Genomic DNA, 18,404 nt, shown 5'->3' on the forward strand with positions numbered 1-18,404 from the left:
CGGGCTCATCCTTCACCGCCGGAGCTTTCAACCCCCTCCCAGGAGGAAGAGAGTGTTATCCGGTATTAGACCCCGTTTCCAGGGCTTGTCCCAGAGTGAAGGGCAGATTGCCCACGTGTTACTCACCCGTTCGCCACTAATCCACCCCGAAGGGCTTCATCGTTCGACTTGCATGTGTTAAGCACGCCGCCAGCGTTCGTCCTGAGCCAGGATCAAACTCTCCGTGAATGTTTTCCCGTAATCGGGAGACACATCACGAGAGCGGAACAACAAGGTCGGAATATGACCCGTTGTCCACTGCGTCCTCGCTGTGTTGTGCCTACCCGGACCCGAAGACCCGTGCAGGACTTTCAAAGGAACCACCAACCTGCCGAAGCAGGCCGGGGTATCAACATATCTGGCGTTGACTTTTGGCACGCTGTTGAGTTCTCAAGGAACGGACGCTTCCTTTGTACTCACCCCTGCGGGCTTTCCTCCGGGCGCTTCCCTTCGGTCTTGCGTTTCCGACTCTATCAGACTCTTTCGTGTCCGATTCCCGGTCGAAGCGGGTCAAGCAGTTTTCGCTTTCCAGTTCTCCGCTTTCGCGTTTCCCTTTCCGGCGGCTCCGACTTTATCAGAAGTTCTGCGTCGGATTTTCCACCCCCTCTTGAAAGCTTTAGGGCGCACAGGTGCGCTCGCTGCTTCCCGCTGAGGTGGAGACGTAAACGTACTGGAGCGGGGCGCCCCGATGCAAATCGGGGGCCCCGCTCCGGAGTTCGCGCCTGTCGGAGGGTCAGACCTCGACGACGACGGGGAGGATCATCGGGCGCCGGCGATAGGTGTCCGAGACCCACTTGCCCACCGTGCGGCGGATCAGCTGCTGAAGCTGGTGGGGCTCCATGACGCCGTCCTGGGCCGACTTGTTGAGCGCGTCCTCGATCTTCGGGACGACCGCGGTGAACGCGGCGTCGTCGATACCGGAGCCGCGGGCCTGGATGTGCGGGCCGCCCACGATCTTGCCCGAGGAGCTGTCGACCACCAGGAACACCGAGATGATGCCCTCGTCGCCGAGGATGCGGCGGTCCTTGAGCGAGGTCTCCGTGACATCGCCGACGGAGAGGCCGTCGACGTACACGTAACCGGCCTGGACCTTGCCGACGATCTTCGCCTTGCCGTCGATCAGGTCCACGACCACGCCGTCCTCGGCGATGACGATGTGGTCCTTCGGCACGCCGGTCAGGGCGCCGAGCTCGGCGTTGGCCCGCAGGTGGCGCCATTCGCCGTGGACCGGCATCAGGTTCTTCGGGCGGCAGATGTTGTAGAAGTACAGCAGCTCGCCGGCCGAGGCGTGGCCCGAGACGTGGACCTTCGCGTTGCCCTTGTGGACGACGTTGGCGCCCCAACGCGAGAGGCCGTTGATCACTCGGTAGACCGCGTTCTCGTTCCCCGGGATCAGGGAAGAGGCCAGGATGACCGTGTCGCCCTGGACGATGCGGATCTGGTGGTCGCGGTTGGCCATCCGGGAGAGGGCCGCCATCGGCTCGCCCTGCGAACCGGTGCAGACGAGCACGACCTCGTCGTCCGGCAGGTCGTCCAGGGTCTTGACGTCCACGACGAGCCCGGCGGGCACCTTCAGGTAGCCCAGGTCACGGGCGATCCCCATGTTGCGGACCATCGAACGCCCGACGAACGCGACCCGGCGGCCGTACTCGTGCGCCGTGTCCAGGATCTGCTGGATGCGGTGCACATGGCTGGCGAAGCTCGCCACGATGATGCGCTTCTGCGCGTTGGCGAATACGTTGCGCAGAACGTTCTGGATGTCCCGCTCGGGCGGTACGAAGCCGGGGACCTCGGCGTTCGTGGAGTCGGAGAGCAGAAGGTCGATGCCCTCCTCGCTCAGCCGGGCGAAGGCGTGCAGGTCGGTGAGGCGGCCGTCCAGCGGAAGCTGGTCCATCTTGAAGTCACCGGTGGCGACGGCCATGCCCGCGGGGGTCCGGATGGCGACCGCGAGGGCGTCCGGGATGGAGTGGTTGACCGCGACGAACTCGCAGTCGAAGACTCCGATGCGCTCGCGCTGCCCCTCCGCCACCTCCAGGGTGTACGGACGGATGCGGTGCTCCTGGAGCTTGGCCTCGATCAGCGCGAGGGTGAGCTTGGAGCCGATGAGCGGGATGTCCGGCTTCAGGCGGAGGAGGTACGGGACACCGCCGATGTGGTCCTCGTGGCCGTGCGTGAGGACGATGCCCTCGACGTCGTCCAGGCGGTCCCGGATGGTCGTGAAGTCCGGCAGGATCAGGTCGATCCCGGGCTGCTCCTCCTCGGGGAAGAGGACACCGCAGTCGACGATGAGCAGGCGGCCGCCGTACTCGAAGACCGTCATGTTCCGGCCGATCTCACCGAGGCCGCCGAGCGGGGTGACCCGGAGGGCGCCCTTCGCGAGCTTCGGCGGGGTGCCGAGTTCAGGATGCGGATGACTCAAAAGACTCTCCTTACCACGCGCGCCACGTACCGCTTGGGCACGTGGCGCGCATGTCATTCGTGCACTTGCTGTTGTCTTGGGTGGTGCTGGGGTGCTGTGATGCGGGTTTCCCCACGTGTGCAGCTGTGTTTCGTGTATTCAGTTGTGAAGTCCGTTGTCAGAGCTCTACCCCGCCGGCGGCGAGATCGATCTTGAGCTGGGCCGTCTCCTGCGCGGTCAGTTCGACCAGGGGCAGCCGGAGCGGGCCCGCCGGGAGGCCCTGGAGCGTGAGCGCGGCCTTGGTGGTGATCACGCCCTGGGTGCGGAACATGCCGGTGAAGACCGGCAGCAGCTTCTGGTGGATCTCGGTGGCCTTCTGCACGTCTCCGCCGAGGTGGGCCTCGATGAGCGCCCGCAGGTCCGGGGTGACGACGTGGCCGACGACGGAGACCACCCCGACCGCGCCGACGGACAGCAGGGGGAGGTTCAGCATGTCGTCGCCGGAGTACCAGGCGAGGCCCGACCGGGCGATGGCCCAGCTCGCGCGGCCCAGGTCGCCCTTGGCGTCCTTGTTGGCGACGATCCGGGGGTGTTCGGAGAGCCGTACGAGCGTCTCCGTGTCGATCGGCACACCGCTGCGGCCCGGGATGTCGTAGAGCATAACCGGCAGGCCGGTGGCGTCCGCGATGGCGGTGAAGTGCCGCAGCAGGCCCTCCTGCGGCGGCTTGTTGTAGTACGGGGTCACGGCGAGGAGGCCGTGGACGCCGCTGCGCTCGGCGGTGCGGGCCAGCTCGACGCTGTGCCGGGTGTCATTGGTCCCGATGCCGGCGACGACGTGGGCCCGGTCGCCCACCGCTTCGAGGACGGCCCTGACGAGCTGGTCTTTCTCCGCGTCGCTGGTGGTCGGGGACTCGCCGGTGGTGCCGTTGATGATCAGGCCGTCGTTGCCTGCGTCCACCAGGTGGGTGGCGAGCCGCTGCGCGCCCTCGATGTCGAGAGCGCCGTCCGCCGTGAACGGCGTGACCATAGCGGTGAGGACCCGCCCGAAGGGGGTCTGCGGAGTGGAGATCGGAGCCATGGGTAACACGCTACTCGCTGCTCGACGCACGGTGCCCCCTCGGGGGGACAAGCAAGAGGAGCCCGGCACTGCCTGCTCGGGGGTTCAAGCAGTGCCGGGTCCGTTTGATCAGCCTAGATGAACTTCTCGAAACGCCGCAATACGGACACCGCCCTATGGGGCGACGCGTCCATTTTTGTTGAAGGCTGCATGGGTGAGCGGCATGAGCCGGGCCCAGTGGGCCTCCATCTGCTCGCCCACCATCTCGATCTCCCGCTGCGGGAACGAGGGCACCTTCGCCATCTCGTGCTGCGTGCGCAAGCCGAGGAAGTGCATCAGGGAGCGCGCGTTGCACGTGGCGTACATGGTGGAGAACAGGCCGACCGGGAGCACCGCGCGGGCCACCTCGCGGGCCACGCCCGCCGCCAGCATCTCCTGGTACGCCTCGTACGACTGCCGGTACGAGTCCTCCATGGCCCGGCTGGTGACCGCGTGCTGCTCCGGCGTCCCCTCGACGAACTCGTACTTGCCGGGGCGGCCCTGCTGGATGAGCTTGCGGGACGTGTCGGGGACGTAGAAGACCGGCTGCAACTCCCTGTAGCGGCCCGACTCCTCGTTGTACGACCAGCCGACGCGGTGCCGCATGAACTCGCGGAACACGAAGATCGGGGCGCTGATGAAGAAGGTCATCGAGTTGTGCTCGAACGGGCTGCCGTGCCGGTCCCGCATCAGGTAGTTGATGAGGCCCTTCGAGCGCTCGGGGTCCTTGGCGATCTCCTCCAGGGACTGCTCACCGGCCGTGGAGACACGGGCGGCGAACAGCACGTCGGCGTCGCCCGCAGCGGATTTCACCAGGTCGACGGTGACGTCACTGCGGAAATGGGCCTTCGTGGGCTCGGGGGTGTCGGTCACCGGCAGGGTCCTTCCAATGGCATCGCTCGGGCGGCGACAACTCTACGGGCTGGGGAGGGAGGGGCTCACCAGTGGCTCCCCGCCGGAGATTTTCATGATTTCGCCGGGTGAATCGGCGATTCGGGGCACCGATCGGGGTAGGCGTGCGTCTGACTCTGTAGCACCACCCGAAAGAGACTCCAAGGAGAGCCACCCCATGTTCCGCCGGCGTGAATCCGTCCCGTTCTCGTTCGTAGCCGAGTCCGAGCGGTTCCGCAGTAACGTCACACCGCCTCCCCGCCCCCGCAGCACGGTCTCCGAGCGCGCCGGGCGCGTCCTGATCGGCCTCGTCGTCGTCGGCGGTCTCGCGGGGTCGCTGCTCCTCGGCCTGCCGGCCCTGGGGCCGGAGCAGGCGCCGGCGCACACCCAGCAGACCGAGGCGGCGCACGGGCGCTGACCCGGACGGACCCCCTGGGGTGGTCGGTCGGGGCATCTCCTCGGTAGCCTCACCGGGCACAGCAATCGAGCGTGCTTGTGAGTGAGGATCAGTCGTGCCCCTGCCCTTCCTGACGGCCGACCGCGCGTTTGACACGAACGCGGAGGACGTGGCGCTGCCGTTCGACGACCACGACAGCTGGCGGCGGCCGTACCGTCCCGGTCCGTGGCGGGTCGCCGCCGCGGCCGGTCTGCTGCTGCTCGCCTCGTTCATCCTGTTCGCCGGGATGATCATCGCGTTCGCCGGAGCCCTGCCGGGGGCGGGGGCGTGTCTCGCACTCGCCCTCGCGCTCATTCTGTGCGCCCTGCGGATGCTGCGCATCGGTGCCTGGGTGAGCCGGCACGGTGTGCGCCGGGTGGGCTTCTTCCGTACGACGACCGTTCCGTGGAGCCGGGCCACTGCCGTACGGACGGTGCAGCAGCCGGTGAAGTGGCTCGGGTTCCCCCGCACCGTGCAGGGTCAGGCGCTGATCGTCGTCCGCAAGGGCGGGGACGCGGTGCCGCCGTTGCTCACCGACTCCAACGCGGATTTCCTTGCGCGTGGGGAGGCGTTCGACCGGGCGGCGGACACGATTGAGGCGTGGGGGGACGAGTACCGGTCGCGGTAGCGGGTGTGCGGCGCGGAGCCGTCCGGTGAGTGAGGTGTCCTCAATCGCCGGACGGCTCCTTTTTTGTCCTCAAACGCCGGACGGGCTGGACTGTTCGCCGGAGGGGCTGGACTGTTCGCCGGAGGGGCTGGACTGTTCGCCCGACGGGCCGGGGACGCCGGAGCGGTGCAAGGCGATCGCCCGTTGCATGGCCTTGCGGGCTCGGGGGGTGTCCCGGGCGTCCTGGTAGGCGACTGCCAGGCGGAACCAGCAGCGCCAGTCGTCCGGGGTGTCCTCCGTCTCCTCGCGGCGGCGTTCGAACACCGCGTCGGCGGAGGCCCGGTCGATGCGGCCGCTGGGGGTGCGCAGCAGTTCGTCGACGGGGAGCCCGCCCTCCGCGTCCAGTTCGGCGGCCAGGGCGTTGGCCCTGCGGACGAACTGGGTGTTCTTCCACAGGAACCACACGCCGATCGCCGGCAGGACCAGCACGGCGATCCCGAAGGTCACCGTGATGAGGGTGCCGTGCTTGATGAGCAGGACGCCACGACTGCCGACCAGGACGAAGTAGAAGACCAGGACGGCAGCGGTGACGACGTAAGTGATCTTTGCGCGCATGGCGGGGCCAGTCAGTTCAGGTCGAGGAAGTGTTCCAGGCCGAACGTGAGGCCGGGAGTGGTCACCACGCGGCGGGCGCCGAGCAGGATGCCGGGCATGAAGCTGCTGTGGTGCAGGGAGTCGTGCCGGATGGTGAGGGTCTCGCCCTCGCCGCCGAGCAGCACCTCCTGGTGGGCCAGGAGGCCGCGGAGGCGGACCGAGTGGACGGGGATGCCGTCGACGTCGGCGCCGCGCGCCCCGTCCAGCGCGGTGCTGGTGGCGTCCGGCTGCGGGGCGCGGTCCGCCTCCCGGCGGGCGGCGGCGATGAGCTGGGCGGTGCGGGCGGCGGTGCCCGAGGGCGCGTCGGCCTTGTTGGGGTGGTGAAGCTCGATGACCTCGACGGACTCGAAGTAGCGGGCCGCCTGCTGGGCGAACCTCATGGTGAGGACCGCGCCGATGGAGAAGTTCGGTGCGATGAGCACACCGGTCTCCGGGGAGGCGGAGAGCCAGGTGCCGAGCTGCGCGAGCCGTTCGTCGGACCAGCCGGTGGTGCCGACCACCGCGTGGATGCCGTGGCCGACGCAGTACTCGAGGTTCTCCATCACCGAGGCGGGGGTGGTCAGCTCGACGGCGACCTGGGCGCCCGTCTCGGCGAGGGTCTCCAGCTTGTCGCCCCGGCCGAGTGCGGCCACGAGTTCCAGGTCGTCGGCGGCCTCGACGGCTCGTACCGCCTCGGAGCCGATACGGCCCTTGGCTCCGAGAACGGCCACGCGCAGCTTGCTCATTGCTCTGCTTCCTTGGGGGTTTCAGGCGACCGCTTCGTGGAGACGGGCGGCCTGCTTGTCCTTGAGCGGTCCGATGACGGACAGCGAGGGGCGGTGTCCGAGTATCTCGCCCGCAACGGAGCGGATGTCGTCCGGTGTCACCTCGCTGATACGGGACAGCATCTCGTCCACCGACATCTGCTCGCCCCAGCACAGCTCGCTCTTGCCGATGCGGTTCATCAGCGCGCCGGTGTCCTCCAGGCCGAGGACGGTGGACCCGGAGAGCTGGCCGATCGCGCGGCTGATCTCCTCGTCGCTCAGCCCGTCCGACGCGACCCGGTCGAGCTCGTCCCGGCAGATCTTGAGGACGTCGTGCACCTGGCTCGGGCGGCAGCCCGCGTACACGCCGAACAGGCCGCAGTCCGCGAAGCCCGAGGTGTACGAGTAGACGCTGTAGGCGAGGCCGCGCTTCTCCCGCACCTCCTGGAAGAGGCGGGAGCTCATACCGCCGCCGAGGGCGGTGTTGAGGACGCCCAGGGCCCAGCGGCGTTCGTCGGTGCGGGCCAGGCCGGGCATGCCGAGGACCACATGGGCCTGCTCGGTCTTGCGGCCCAGGACCTCGACCCGGCCGGCGGTGCGCAGGGCGCGGGAGCCCTCGCGGGGCGCGGTGGGGACCGCGTCCGTACGGGAGAGGGCGCCGGCCCTGTCGAACGCCTTGCGGACCTGGCGTACGACGGTGGCGTGGTCGATGTTGCCCGCGGCGGCGACGACGAGGCGGGTCGGGTCGTAGTGCTTCTTGTAGAAGCGGGCGATCTGGCCGCGGTTCAGGGCGTTGATCGTGTCGACGGTGCCGAGGACGGGGCGGCCGAGCGGGGTGTCGCCGAGCATGGTGTGCGCGAACAGGTCGTGCACGCAGTCGCCCGGGTCGTCCTCCGTCATCGCGATCTCTTCGAGGATGACGCCGCGCTCGGCGTCGACGTCCTCGGGGGCGATCAGCGAGCCGGTCAGCATGTCGCAGACGACGTCGATGGCGAGCGGCAGGTCCGTGTCGAGGACCCGCGCGTAGTAGCAGGTGTACTCCTTCGCCGTGAAGGCGTTCATCTCGCCGCCGACCGCGTCGATGGCGGAGGAGATGTCGAGGGCGCTGCGCTTGGCGGTGCCCTTGAAGAGGAGGTGTTCGAGATAGTGCGTCGCACCGTTCAGGGCGGGCGTCTCGTCGCGTGAGCCGACGTTCGCCCAGATGCCGAAGGTGGCGGAGCGTACGGAGGGCAGGGTCTCGGTGACGACGCGGAGGCCGCCGGGGAGGACCGTACGGCGGACCGTGCCGATGCCGTTGCTGCCCTTGAGAAGCGTTTGGGTACGGGCGACGGCCCGCCCCTCCGTGGAGGGGCGGGCCGTCGTCGCGGAACTACGGGACGTCACTTGTCGGCGTCGTCCTTCTTCTCGGACCCGCCATCGGACTCTTCGCCCTCGATCACGGGGACGAGGGAGAGCTTGCCGCGGGAGTCGATCTCGGCGATCTCGACCTGGACCTTGGCGCCGACGCCGAGAACGTCCTCGACGTTCTCCACGCGCTTGCCGCCGGCCAGCTTCCGGATCTGCGAGATGTGCAGCAGGCCGTCCTTGCCCGGCATGAGCGAGACGAACGCACCGAAGGTGGTGGTCTTGACGACCGTGCCCAGGTAGCGCTCGCCGACCTCCGGCATGGTCGGGTTGGCGATGGCGTTGATCGTGGCGCGGGCGGCCTCGGCCTGCGAGCCCTGCTGGGCACCGATGTAGATGGTGCCGTCGTCCTCGATCGTGATGTCGGCGCCGGTGTCCTCCTGGATCTGGTTGATCATCTTGCCCTTGGGGCCGATGACCTCACCGATCTTGTCCACCGGGATCTTGACGGTGATGATCCGCGGGGCGTTCGGGGACATCTCGTCCGGGACGTCGATGGCCTCGTTCATCACGTCGAGGATGTGGAGGCGCGCGTCGCGGGCCTGCTTCAGCGCGGCGGCCAGGACCGAGGCGGGGATGCCGTCGAGCTTGGTGTCGAGCTGGAGCGCGGTGACGAACTGCTTCGTACCGGCGACCTTGAAGTCCATGTCACCGAACGCGTCCTCGGCACCGAGGATGTCGGTGAGGGCGACGTAGTGGGTCTTGCCGTCGATCTCCTGGGAGATCAGGCCCATGGCGATGCCGGCGACGGCGGCCTTGAGGGGCACACCGGCGTTCAGCAGGGACATGGTGGAGGCGCAGACCGAACCCATGGACGTCGAGCCGTTGGAGCCCAGGGCCTCGGAGACCTGGCGGATCGCGTAGGGGAACTCCTCGCGGGACGGGAGGACCGGCACGATCGCGCGCTCGGCGAGCGCGCCGTGGCCGATCTCGCGGCGCTTGGGCGAGCCCACGCGGCCGGTCTCGCCGACGGAGTACGGCGGGAAGTTGTAGTTGTGCATGTAGCGCTTGCGGGTCACCGGGGAGAGGGTGTCCAGCTGCTGCTCCATGCGGAGCATGTTGAGGGTGGTGACGCCCAGGATCTGGGTCTCGCCACGCTCGAACAGGGCGGAGCCGTGCACGCGCGGGATGGCCTCGACCTCGGCGGCGAGCGTACGGATGTCCGTGACGCCGCGGCCGTCGATGCGGACCTTGTCCTTGATGACGCGCTCGCGGACCAGCTTCTTGGTCAGCGCGCGGTAGGCGCCGGAGATCTCCTTCTCGCGGCCCTCGAACTCGGGGAGGAGCTTCTCGCCCGCGATCTCCTTGATGCGGTCGAGCTCCGCCTCGCGCTCCTGCTTGCCGGCGATGGTGAGCGCCTTGGCGAGCTCGGTGCTGACGGCCTTGGTGAGGGCCTCCAGGACGTCGTCCTGGTAGTCGAGGAAGACCGGGAACTCGCCGGTGGGCTTGGCGGCCTTGGCGGCGAGGTCGGACTGCGCCTTGCAGAGCACCTTGATGAAGGGCTTGGAGGCTTCCAGACCCGCGGCGACGACCTCTTCGGTCGGGGCCTCGGCGCCGTCCTTGACGAGCTGGATGGTCTTCTCGGTGGCCTCGGCCTCGACCATCATGATCGCGACGTCGCCGTCCTCCAGGACGCGGCCCGCGACGACCATGTCGAAGACGGCGTCCTCGAGCTCGGTGTGCGTCGGGAAGGCGACCCACTGGCCCTTGATCAGGGCGACGCGGGTGGCGCCGATCGGGCCGGAGAAGGGCAGGCCCGCCAGGATCGTGGACGCCGACGCGGCGTTGATCGCGACCACGTCGTACAGGTGGTCGGGGTTGAGCGCCATGATCGTCTCGACGATCTGGATCTCGTTGCGCAGGCCCTTCTTGAAGGACGGGCGCAGCGGGCGGTCGATCAGGCGGCAGGTGAGGATCGCGTCCTCGGAGGGGCGGCCCTCGCGGCGGAAGAAGGAGCCGGGGATCTTGCCCGCGGCGTACTGCCGCTCCTCGACGTCCACCGTGAGGGGGAAGAAGTCGAGGTTGTCCTTGGGCCGCTTGGAAGCGGTGGTGGCCGACAGCACCATGGTGTCGTCGTCCAGGTACGCGACGGCGGAGCCGGCGGCCTGCTTCGCCAGGCGGCCCGTCTCGAAGCGGATGGTGCGGGTGCCGAAGGTTCCGTTGTCGATAACGGCCTCGGCGTAGTGGGTCTCGTTCTCCACTAGTGAATTCTCCATACTCGTCGTCTTTCGTCCGGACGCCCGTGTGGCGCCGGACGGAGCGGAGAAGCGCGCCGTCTGTGCGGGGCCGGTCTTCGATCGAAGCTCCCGGGCGTTGTCCCGGGGGCCACTACCGAGGACCGGCGGCGGCCGTGCGGCGCCTCTCCTCGTCTGTTGTTGTACGTCCAGGTTACTGAGGTTGCCCCCGGTACCGCACGTACGGCAAAGGGAGCGGCTCCCTGAGTGAGGGAACCGCTCCCTTGCGCAGCGGTCTTACTTGGCGCCGCCGGCCGCACCGCGGCGGATGCCGAGGCGGTCGACGAGCGCACGGAAGCGCTGGATGTCCTTCTTGGCCAGGTACTGCAGGAGGCGGCGACGCTGGCCGACCAGGATCAGCAGACCACGACGGGAGTGGTGGTCGTGCTTGTGCGTCTTGAGGTGCTCCGTCAGGTCCGAGATGCGGCGCGAGAGCATGGCGACCTGGACCTCGGGGGAACCGGTGTCGCCCTCCTTCGTCGCGAACTCGGTCATGATCTGCTTCTTCGTAGCGGCGTCGAGCGGCACGCGGTACTCCTCTTGGTGTTCGATGCGCCCACGAGTGCCCCTGGTCTGGTTCTCAGGGGAGCTTGGGTGACTCGGGAGCGAGGGTCCGATGAGCGCAGCTCCCAGAGCGAACCGGGAACGCGTACACAAACGGCCACAGCCAGACTACCAGCCGCCCGGACCGGCCCCGCCGGCCGTCAGCCGGTGAGCGCCCTCGCGCGCGTGTAGAGGTCGAGGACCGCGAGGCAGAGCGGTAGGAGAGAGAGCAGGAGCGCGCTCTCGGCCAGGTCCAGGAATCTGCCCCAGAACGGGGAGAGGCCCTTGCGCGGGACGGTCGCCCCGGCGGCGGCGAGGAGTACGGCGCCGGCGACGAGGGCCGCGCACAGTCCGGCCGTACGGGGATACAGGGCCGGGTCGTCTCCCCGGGCGGTGAGGGCGAGGCCGGTGACCGGGGCGGCGAGCGCGCCGATCCCCGCGACCAGCAGGCAGGCCACCTGGGCGGTGTACCGGAAGAGGCGGGCGCGGAGCAGCAGCGCGAGTCCGGCCGCGAGGGCGAGGAGCCGGGCCCAGGTGTTGTCCGAGGCGCCGAGGACGGCTGCCGCGGAGGCGGCCAGGCCCGCGCAGCCCCCGGCCAGGCCGAGCAGCAGTTCGTGGCCGCGCCGGACCCGGTCCGCGACGAGGCGGGTGTCGACGGGGGTGGCGTCCGCCTCCTCGTGCTCGTCGTCCTCGTCGCCGAAGGGGCCCGTCGGCGACGGCGCGGCGTACCCCATCGGGAGCCGGGCGAAACGGGCCGAGAGGCCGGGCAGGAACGCGATGAGTCCGAGGGCGGCGGGGACGCAGACGGCGGCCGTGGCGGTGGCGGACGCCTCGGTGAGGATCGCGGCGAACGCGGCCAGTGCTCCGGCGCCGGCGAGGAAGGCGGCGCCGGTGAAGGGGGCGTCGCCGCACGGGGCGAGCGCGGCGAGGGCGGCCGAGACGACGAGGACGGCGGCGCAGCCGAGCAGGAACTGCAGCCGTCCCGCTCCCCCGCCCGGCTCCGGGGCGATGAGGCCGGATCCGGCGAGGAGGACGAGCGGCAGGGCGCCCAGGCCGAGCGCGGCGGCGGTCACGCGGTCGGCGTGGACCCGGGCGCGTACGGCGGCGACGGTGGCCGACAGGAGTGCGGCGGCGCCCGCGACGGCTGCGGGTGGTCCGTGCATGTCGTGGCGGACCGGGTCGGTCCGCCACAGGACGAGGGCCGCCAGGAGGAGGAGCAGCGCGCCCGCGGCCGGGGCCGTGCCGCGCAGCAGGTCGTCGCTCCACAGGTGGCGGTCGCGGCCGGTGGCCGAGGCGATGGCGTCGGTGACGTCGTCGAAGACGGGTGGGGGCAGCGAGGCGGCGAAGGGGCGCAGGGTGAGGATGTCGCCGTCGAGGACGCGTTGCGCGGCGAGGGTGCGGGCGCCGTCCAGGACCGTTCCGTCGAGCCGCACGAGGTGGTGGCCGGGGGGCGCGGCGGCGGGCCCGGCGGGTCCGGTGAGGCGCAGGATCTCGGGCCAGATGTCGGCGGCGGCGATGTCCTCGGGCAGGGCGACGTCGATGCGGCTGTCGGGCGTGACGACGGTGACGCGGCGGAAGCCGGTCGTTGCGGTCGGACTCACGTGTCGGGGGCCCCTGTTCGTCGCTGGTCGGCGGTGTCCGCACGATGGGCGGGCCACCCTATCGGGCGGATCGGGGCGAAGGCTGACAGTGCGTAGGATCACGGGCGCTTCGGGGCGAGGGGTGTCCTCCCGAGGTGCGCACGCGCCGGCCCGCCCTTCCCCTTTCCGCCCCGTCCCACACGCCTCCGCACCCAAGGATCGATGCACCGGTGAGTCAGATCGTCGTGAAGCGACCGCCCCGCCTGCTGCCGCCGGAAGTTCCCACGAACGAGGTGTTGTTGGAGCCGCCTCCGGTGCTGCCGCGCGGGCAGCGCGAGGGGGTGCTGATGCAGCTTCTTCCGGTGCTGGGCATGGCGTCGTCGGTGGTGTTCTTCTTCTCGCCGCAGGCGCCGCCGTCCCTGCGGATCATGGGTGTGCTGATGCTGGTGTCGACGCTGGCGATGGTGGTGGCCCAGGTGGTGCGGTACCGGCGCGGTACGCGGGGGCGGACGGCGGACGCGCGGGGCGACTACCTCGCCCGGCTGGCGCGGGTCCGCCGTGCGGTGCGGCGGACGGCGCGGCTCCAGCGCGACGGTCTGCTGTTCACCCATCCCGCCCCCGATCAGCTGTGGGCGGTGGTCACGGGCGGGAGCCGGGTGTGGGAACGGCGGCCTGGTGACGTGGACTTCGCGGTGGTGCGGATCGGGCTCGGCAGGCAGCGGCTCGCGACCCCGTTGGCCGTGCCGGAGCACGCTCCGGGCGAGCCGGAGCCGGTGTGCGCGGGCGCGGTGCGGCGGTTCGTGGCGGTGCACGGCTCTCTCGACGGCCTGCCGTTGTGCGTTCCGCTGCGGGAGGCGTACCGGGTGCGGCTGAGTGGGTCGGCGGAGCCGGTCAGGGCGGCGGCGCGGGCGCTGGTGGCGCAGTTGGCGGCGTTGCACTCGCCCAGGGATCTGGTGGTGGCGGTGGTGGCCGCGCGGGATGTCGCGGTGTGCTGGGAGTGGGTGAAGTGGCTGCCGCATGTCCAGGTGCCCGGTGAGGTGGACGGTGCCGGTGCGAAGCGGCTGTTCGCCCGGGAGCCGGGCGGGCTGGAACCGCTGCTGGGTCCTCTGCTGGAGGGGCGCGGGCGCTTCGCGTCGGAGGGGGTGCCGGTGCCGGACCGGCCGCATGTCGTCGTGGTGCTGGACGGGGCGGGGGTGGCCAGGGGTTCGGTGCTGGGTGCGGCGGGGGGCGTGGAGGGGGTGACGCTGGTCGAGGTGGCTCCGGGGGACGCGGAGGGCCCGCGCGGTGCGCTGGGTGTGCGGGTGCGCTCCGGTGTGCTGGAGACGGAGTGCGGGGCGGGTGTGCCGGACGGGCTGTCGCTGCCGGCGGCGGAGGCACTGGCCCGGCGGCTCGCTCCGTTGCGGGCCGGCGGGCGGGACGGGGACGAGCCGCTGCTGGACGCGCTGGACTTCACGGATCTGCTGGAGCTGGGTGACGCGGGGGCGGTGGAGGTGGAGCGGACCTGGCGGCCCCGGCCGGTGGCGGAGCGGCTGCGGGTGCCGATCGGGGTGGGCGAGGACGGTGTCCCGGTGGTGCTCGACCTGAAGGAGTCCGCGCTCGACGGGATGGGGCCGCACGGGCTGTGTGTGGGCGCCACCGGTTCGGGGAAGTCCGAGCTGCTGCGGACGCTGGTGCTCGGTCTTGCCGTCACTCATTCCTCCGAAACGCTGAACTTCGTGCTCGCCGACTTCAAGGGCGGGGCGACGTTCGCGGGGATGGCGGGGATGCCGCACGTGGCCGCCGTGATCACGAATCTGGCCGACGACCTGGCGCTGGTCGACCGGATGGGCGACGCGCTGCGCGGGGAGCTCCAGCGCCGTCAGGAACTGCTGCGGGCGGCGGGCAACTTCGCCGGCATCCACGACTACGAGCGGGCCCGGGCGGCGGGCGCAGCGCTGGAACCGTTGGCGACGCTGGTGCTGGTCATCGACGAGTTCTCCGAACTCCTGGCCGCTCAGCCCGACTTCATCGACACGTTCATCCGGATCGGGCGCATCGGCCGTTCGCTGGGTGTGCACCTGCTGCTGGCGTCCCAGCGTCTTGAGGAGGGGAGGCTGCGGGGTCTGGAGACCTATCTCTCGTACCGGATCGGGCTGCGGACGTTCTCGGCGGAGGAGTCGCGGGCCGCGCTGGGCGTACCGGACGCGTACGACCTGCCGCCGGTGCCCGGTTCGGGGTTCCTGAAGACCGGTACGCGGGAACTGACCCGCTTCAAAGCCGCGTACGTCTCGGGTCCGTACCGGCCGGGTGGGCCCGGTCGGGCTGCCGGGCAGGGGCCTGGCGGGCTTGCGGCGGCGCTGTTCAGCGCGCTGCCGGTGCCCGTGCCGGTGCCTGCTTCTGCTTCTGCTTCTGCTTCTGTGGCAGAGGTGCGCGGGGGCGACGCGGTCGCGGAGTCCGTGCTCGACGTGGTGGTGCGGCGGCTCGAGGGGCAGGGCGTGCCCGCTCATCGGGTGTGGCTGCCTCCGCTGGACCGGGCGCCGGGGCTGGACGCGCTGCTGCCGGCCCTCGGTACGGACCCGGAGCGCGGGTTCACCGTCGCGGGGGACGGCGGTCGTGGCGGGCTGGTCGTTCCGCTCGGGCTCGTGGACAAGCCGTTCGAGCAGCGGCGCGAGGTGCTGTTCCAGGACTTCTCCGGGGCGGCGGGGCACATGCTGGTGGTCGGCGGGCCGCAGTCCGGCAAGTCCACGGTGCTGTGCGCGCTGGTCATGTCCTTCGCGCTCACCCACACCCCGGGTGAAGTGCAGTTCTACGGTCTCGACTTCGGCGGTGGTGCGCTCGCTTCGCTGTCGGACCTGCCGCACGTCGGCTCGGTCGCCTCACGGCTGGACCCCGAGCGCGTGCGGCGTACGGTCGCGGAGGTGGCCGGGGTGCTGCGGGCCCGTGAGGAGGCGTTCCGGGCGCGGGGCATCGGTTCCATGGCCGCGTACCGGCGCGAGCGGGCCCGGGGCGGTCCGCCCGGTGAGGCGTGGGGCGACGTCTTCCTCGTCGTGGACGGCTGGGGCGGTTTCCGTACGGAGTACGAGGAGTTGGAGCCCGTCGTCACCGACATCGCGGCCCGGGGTCTCGGTTACGGGGTCCATGTGGTGCTCACCGCCGCCCGTTACCTGGAGGTGCGGGCCGCGCTCAAGGACCACCTGGCCGGGCGGCTCGAACTGCGGCTCGGTGACGTGTCGGACTCCGAGTTCGACCGGAGGGTGGCCGCGCGGGTGCCCGCCGGTGTGCCGGGCCGGGGTCAGGTGGCGGAGGGGCTGCACTTCCTGGCCGCGGCACCGTGCCTGGGCCCGGTGGAGGACGCGGCCGGTCTGCCGGAGCGTACGGCGGCGCTGGCCGGGCGGATCCGGGAGGACTGGGCGGGTCCGCCGGCCCCGCCCGTACGGCTGCTGCCCGCCGTGCTCCCCGCCGAGCGGCTGCCCAAGGGGGACGAGTTCCCGGAGCGGGGGGTCGCGATCGGCATCGCCGAGTCCGATCTGGAGCCGGTGTTCGTGGACTTCGACGCCGATCCCTTCCTGCTGGTGTTCGGGGAGAGCGAATCGGGGAAGACGGCTCTGCTCCGGCTGCTCGCCCGGCAGATCGCCCGCCGCTACTCCCCCGACGAGGCGAAGCTCGTCGTCGGGGACTACCGGCGGGGGCTGCTGGGAGCCCTGCCGGAGAGCCATCTGCTGGAGTACGCGCCGACGCCGGACGCGCTCGCGACGCATATGGAGGCGCTGGCCGGGGTGTTCGCGCGACGCCGGCCTCCGGCCGATGTCACACCCCGGCAGTTGCGGGAGCGCAATTGGTGGACGGGTCCGCGGATCTTCGTCGTCGTGGACGACTACGACCTCGTCGCGACGGCCACGGGCAGCCCTCTCGCTCCCCTCGCGGACTGCCTGCCGTTCGCGCGCGACACCGGGGTGCGCTTCGTCGTCGCGCGCACCTGTGCGGGCGCGTCCCGCGCGATGTACGAGCCGTTCCTGCAGCGGATCAAGGAGCTGGGCGCGCAGGGGGTCGTGCTGTCGGGCGATCCGGGGGAGGGCGATCTGGTCGGCTCGGTGCGTGCCCGCCCCATGCCGCCGGGGCGCGCGTGCATGGCGACCCGGCGCGGTGGGAAGAGCCTCGTGCAGACCGGCTGGCTGCCGGAACGGGGTTGAGCGCAGGGGGCCGCGGGAGTTCGGAGGAGCGGATCCCCGGCCGCCGTGTTGCCTGTACGGTGCCGTTGCAGAGCCAGGTAAGGAAAGGAGCCCTCACGATGGGCACGCAGGCGGAGAAGGACGAGCTGTACGCACTCGACATCTCGGGGGTGGAATGGCTGTGTGCTCCCGGGACGGAGCAGGAGGAGGAGCGCGTCGAGATCGCGCACCTTCCCGGCGGCGCGGTGGCCATGCGCTCCTCTCTGGACCCGGACACGGTGCTCAGGTACACGGAGGCCGAGTGGACCGCCTTCGTTCTCGGCGCGAGGGACGGCGAGTTCGACCTTCCGTAGTCGTCACCGGGTGGGCGCGGGGCACGTTCGGGTGAACGTGCCCCTTCGTACGTCCGGGCCCGGGGGCCCGGTACGTCGGCCCCGGGTCCTGTCAGTAGGCCTCGGTGAACAGGCGGGAGGACCGGAGGTCGGTGGCCCGGTAGTGGTCCTTGCCGGTCTCGATGAGCCTCGCGACCTCGTCGAGCCGGGCCCTCATGTGGTCGGCCTTGTTCCGGTACTTGTGCTGGAGGGTCACGTACTCGGCGTGCGCCTGGCCGTCCCAGGTGTCGGTGACGACCTTGAGCGCGGCGTCCATCTCCTCCAGGTCCCGGCAGATGTTCCGCGAGACCGCGCGGATGCGGTTGGCGACCTCCTGGACGCTCTCGTACCTGACCTTGGTGTGCGGGTCGTACCCCATCGGTCTCCTCTGTCGTGTCGGGGGAACGGCGCCGGGTTCAGACGCCGTTCAGGGCGGAGCCGCCGGCGGAAGCCGGTTCCCGCACCGTCCTGAAGGCGGCGCGGACCTCCTCGTCGTTCGCGTTGCTGAGGTTCCTGGTGCCGTCGACGGCGTTGAGCAGTACGCCGAGGAGGCGCCGGATCTCGTCGTGGTCCTCGTTGACCACGAGCTGGGCGGAGGTGAACCCCGAGGCGCCCGCGCCGGTCCAGCCGGCCCCCACCGTCGCGAGGACGTCGGCCAGCTCGCGGGCCTGCCGGGACACCGCCTCGGCGGTGTGGACGATCTTGTTCCTGGCCTGGACGACCGGGTCGTCGGCGAGCGCGAACCCACCCGTGGGGCTGGTCATACGTGGTCCTCTCTCTGGGCCGTTCAGGCGGCTCAGGCTAGCCATTCGGACGTCCGTCCCCGGCCGCCGTGGAGGCCCCTCGCGGGTGCGGGAGGACGGATCCCGGGGGCCCTCGGGCTCGTCCCGTACGGCGTCGGCGCAGCTCCCGCGCGACGGCCGCCGCGCCCGCCACCGCACCGGTCGGCAGGGCCGTGAGGCCATGGCCCAGGCGGCGCAGCGGCGGTCTCGCCGTTGCGGGGTGTCCGCGGCGGACAGCGGTGCCGGGTCGGGTGCGCGGGCGGCGGAGGGCGGCTCGTCGGCGTGCGGCGCCCCTTCGGGGTGTCGTCACCGGACCGTGCGCGGACCGGGTCGACTACACCCCATCCGACGAAGTCGTCACGGCCGTTGACGGAGCGTTCCGCGGTCTGTTCGACGCGGGCGGCGATTCGCGCGGCCGTCCGGTGCGGGTACGTGGCGCGCATCAGTGCGGCGACCGCGCTCACGTAGGGGGCGGCGC

General features: G+C 70.8%; 15 protein-coding genes and 1 rRNA gene. 4 read left to right on the forward strand and 12 right to left on the reverse strand.

Annotated features, from left to right (window positions below; all coding sequences use genetic code 11):
- From G3I41_RS17925 to thyX, 4 genes are all read right to left on the reverse strand, one after another.
- Positions 1-228: ribosomal RNA gene (locus G3I41_RS17925) — 16S ribosomal RNA — on the reverse strand; the annotation flags it as partial.
- A gap of 544 nt (positions 229-772) precedes the next feature.
- The gene (locus G3I41_RS17930) at positions 773-2,458 is read right to left on the reverse strand and encodes a ribonuclease J (protein WP_164401229.1); all 1,686 of its coding nucleotides are present in this window, start codon (positions 2,456-2,458) and stop codon (positions 773-775) included.
- Positions 2,459-2,615: 157 nt separating this feature from the next.
- Positions 2,616-3,515 carry a 4-hydroxy-tetrahydrodipicolinate synthase gene (gene dapA, locus G3I41_RS17935; protein WP_164401230.1) on the reverse strand — a complete coding sequence of 300 codons (900 nt, stop codon included), beginning with the start codon at positions 3,513-3,515 and terminating at the stop codon, positions 2,616-2,618.
- Between the two features lie 153 nt (positions 3,516-3,668).
- Positions 3,669-4,406, reverse strand: a complete 738-nt coding sequence (gene thyX / locus G3I41_RS17940) for an FAD-dependent thymidylate synthase (protein WP_164401231.1) — start codon at positions 4,404-4,406, stop codon at positions 3,669-3,671.
- A 196-nt stretch (positions 4,407-4,602) separates the two neighbouring features.
- Between thyX and G3I41_RS17945 the strand changes: the two genes are divergently transcribed.
- Together G3I41_RS17945 and G3I41_RS17950 are read left to right on the forward strand one after the other, a co-directional pair.
- Complete coding sequence (locus tag G3I41_RS17945; RefSeq protein ID WP_164401232.1) at positions 4,603-4,842, forward strand: hypothetical protein; 240 nt, start codon at positions 4,603-4,605, stop codon at positions 4,840-4,842.
- A gap of 94 nt (positions 4,843-4,936) precedes the next feature.
- Positions 4,937-5,488 carry a hypothetical protein gene (locus G3I41_RS17950; protein WP_164401233.1) on the forward strand — a complete coding sequence of 184 codons (552 nt, stop codon included), beginning with the start codon at positions 4,937-4,939 and terminating at the stop codon, positions 5,486-5,488.
- 69 nt (positions 5,489-5,557) lie between these two features.
- Here the strand turns inward: G3I41_RS17950 and G3I41_RS17955 are convergent, their stop codons facing one another.
- The 6 genes from G3I41_RS17955 to eccD form a co-directional block, all read right to left on the reverse strand.
- Positions 5,558-6,082: a tetratricopeptide repeat protein gene (locus G3I41_RS17955; RefSeq protein ID WP_164401234.1), complete on the reverse strand. Its 525-nt coding sequence runs from the start codon at positions 6,080-6,082 to the stop codon at positions 5,558-5,560.
- 11 nt (positions 6,083-6,093) lie between these two features.
- Positions 6,094-6,846 (reverse strand): 4-hydroxy-tetrahydrodipicolinate reductase, encoded by a 753-nt coding sequence (dapB, locus tag G3I41_RS17960; protein WP_164401235.1) that lies wholly within the window; start codon positions 6,844-6,846, stop codon positions 6,094-6,096.
- 21 nt (positions 6,847-6,867) lie between these two features.
- Positions 6,868-8,247: a pitrilysin family protein gene (locus G3I41_RS17965; protein ID WP_164401236.1), complete on the reverse strand. Its 1,380-nt coding sequence runs from the start codon at positions 8,245-8,247 to the stop codon at positions 6,868-6,870.
- Positions 8,244-10,469, reverse strand: a complete 2,226-nt coding sequence (locus G3I41_RS17970; protein ID WP_164401240.1) for a polyribonucleotide nucleotidyltransferase — start codon at positions 10,467-10,469, stop codon at positions 8,244-8,246. The genes G3I41_RS17965 and G3I41_RS17970 overlap by 4 nt, the downstream gene beginning before the upstream one ends.
- Before the next feature lie 270 nt (positions 10,470-10,739).
- Positions 10,740-11,030, reverse strand: a complete 291-nt coding sequence (gene rpsO / locus G3I41_RS17975; protein ID WP_018102307.1) for a 30S ribosomal protein S15 — start codon at positions 11,028-11,030, stop codon at positions 10,740-10,742.
- Between the two features lie 176 nt (positions 11,031-11,206).
- On the reverse strand, positions 11,207-12,646 hold the full coding sequence (gene eccD / locus G3I41_RS17980) for a type VII secretion integral membrane protein EccD (RefSeq protein WP_164401237.1): 1,440 nt from the start codon (positions 12,644-12,646) through the stop codon (positions 11,207-11,209).
- A gap of 209 nt (positions 12,647-12,855) precedes the next feature.
- Here eccD and eccCa point away from each other — a divergent pair, with 209 nt between their 5' ends.
- Together eccCa and G3I41_RS17990 are read left to right on the forward strand one after the other, a co-directional pair.
- Positions 12,856-16,794 (forward strand): type VII secretion protein EccCa, encoded by a 3,939-nt coding sequence (gene eccCa / locus G3I41_RS17985; RefSeq protein WP_343242162.1) that lies wholly within the window; start codon positions 12,856-12,858, stop codon positions 16,792-16,794.
- Positions 16,795-16,892: 98 nt separating this feature from the next.
- Positions 16,893-17,126, forward strand: coding sequence for a DUF397 domain-containing protein (locus G3I41_RS17990; protein ID WP_073963635.1), 234 nt, complete (start codon positions 16,893-16,895; stop codon positions 17,124-17,126).
- Positions 17,127-17,217: 91 nt separating this feature from the next.
- Here the strand turns inward: G3I41_RS17990 and G3I41_RS17995 are convergent, their stop codons facing one another.
- Together G3I41_RS17995 and G3I41_RS18000 are read right to left on the reverse strand one after the other, a co-directional pair.
- Positions 17,218-17,523 (reverse strand): WXG100 family type VII secretion target, encoded by a 306-nt coding sequence (locus tag G3I41_RS17995; protein WP_164401238.1) that lies wholly within the window; start codon positions 17,521-17,523, stop codon positions 17,218-17,220.
- 37 nt (positions 17,524-17,560) lie between these two features.
- On the reverse strand, positions 17,561-17,908 hold the full coding sequence (locus tag G3I41_RS18000; RefSeq protein WP_164401239.1) for a hypothetical protein: 348 nt from the start codon (positions 17,906-17,908) through the stop codon (positions 17,561-17,563).
- Between the last annotated feature and the right edge of the window lie 496 nt (positions 17,909-18,404).

It is taken from the genome of Streptomyces sp. SID9727, assembly GCF_010550605.1.
Classification (GTDB): Bacteria; Actinomycetota; Actinomycetes; order Streptomycetales; family Streptomycetaceae; genus Streptomyces.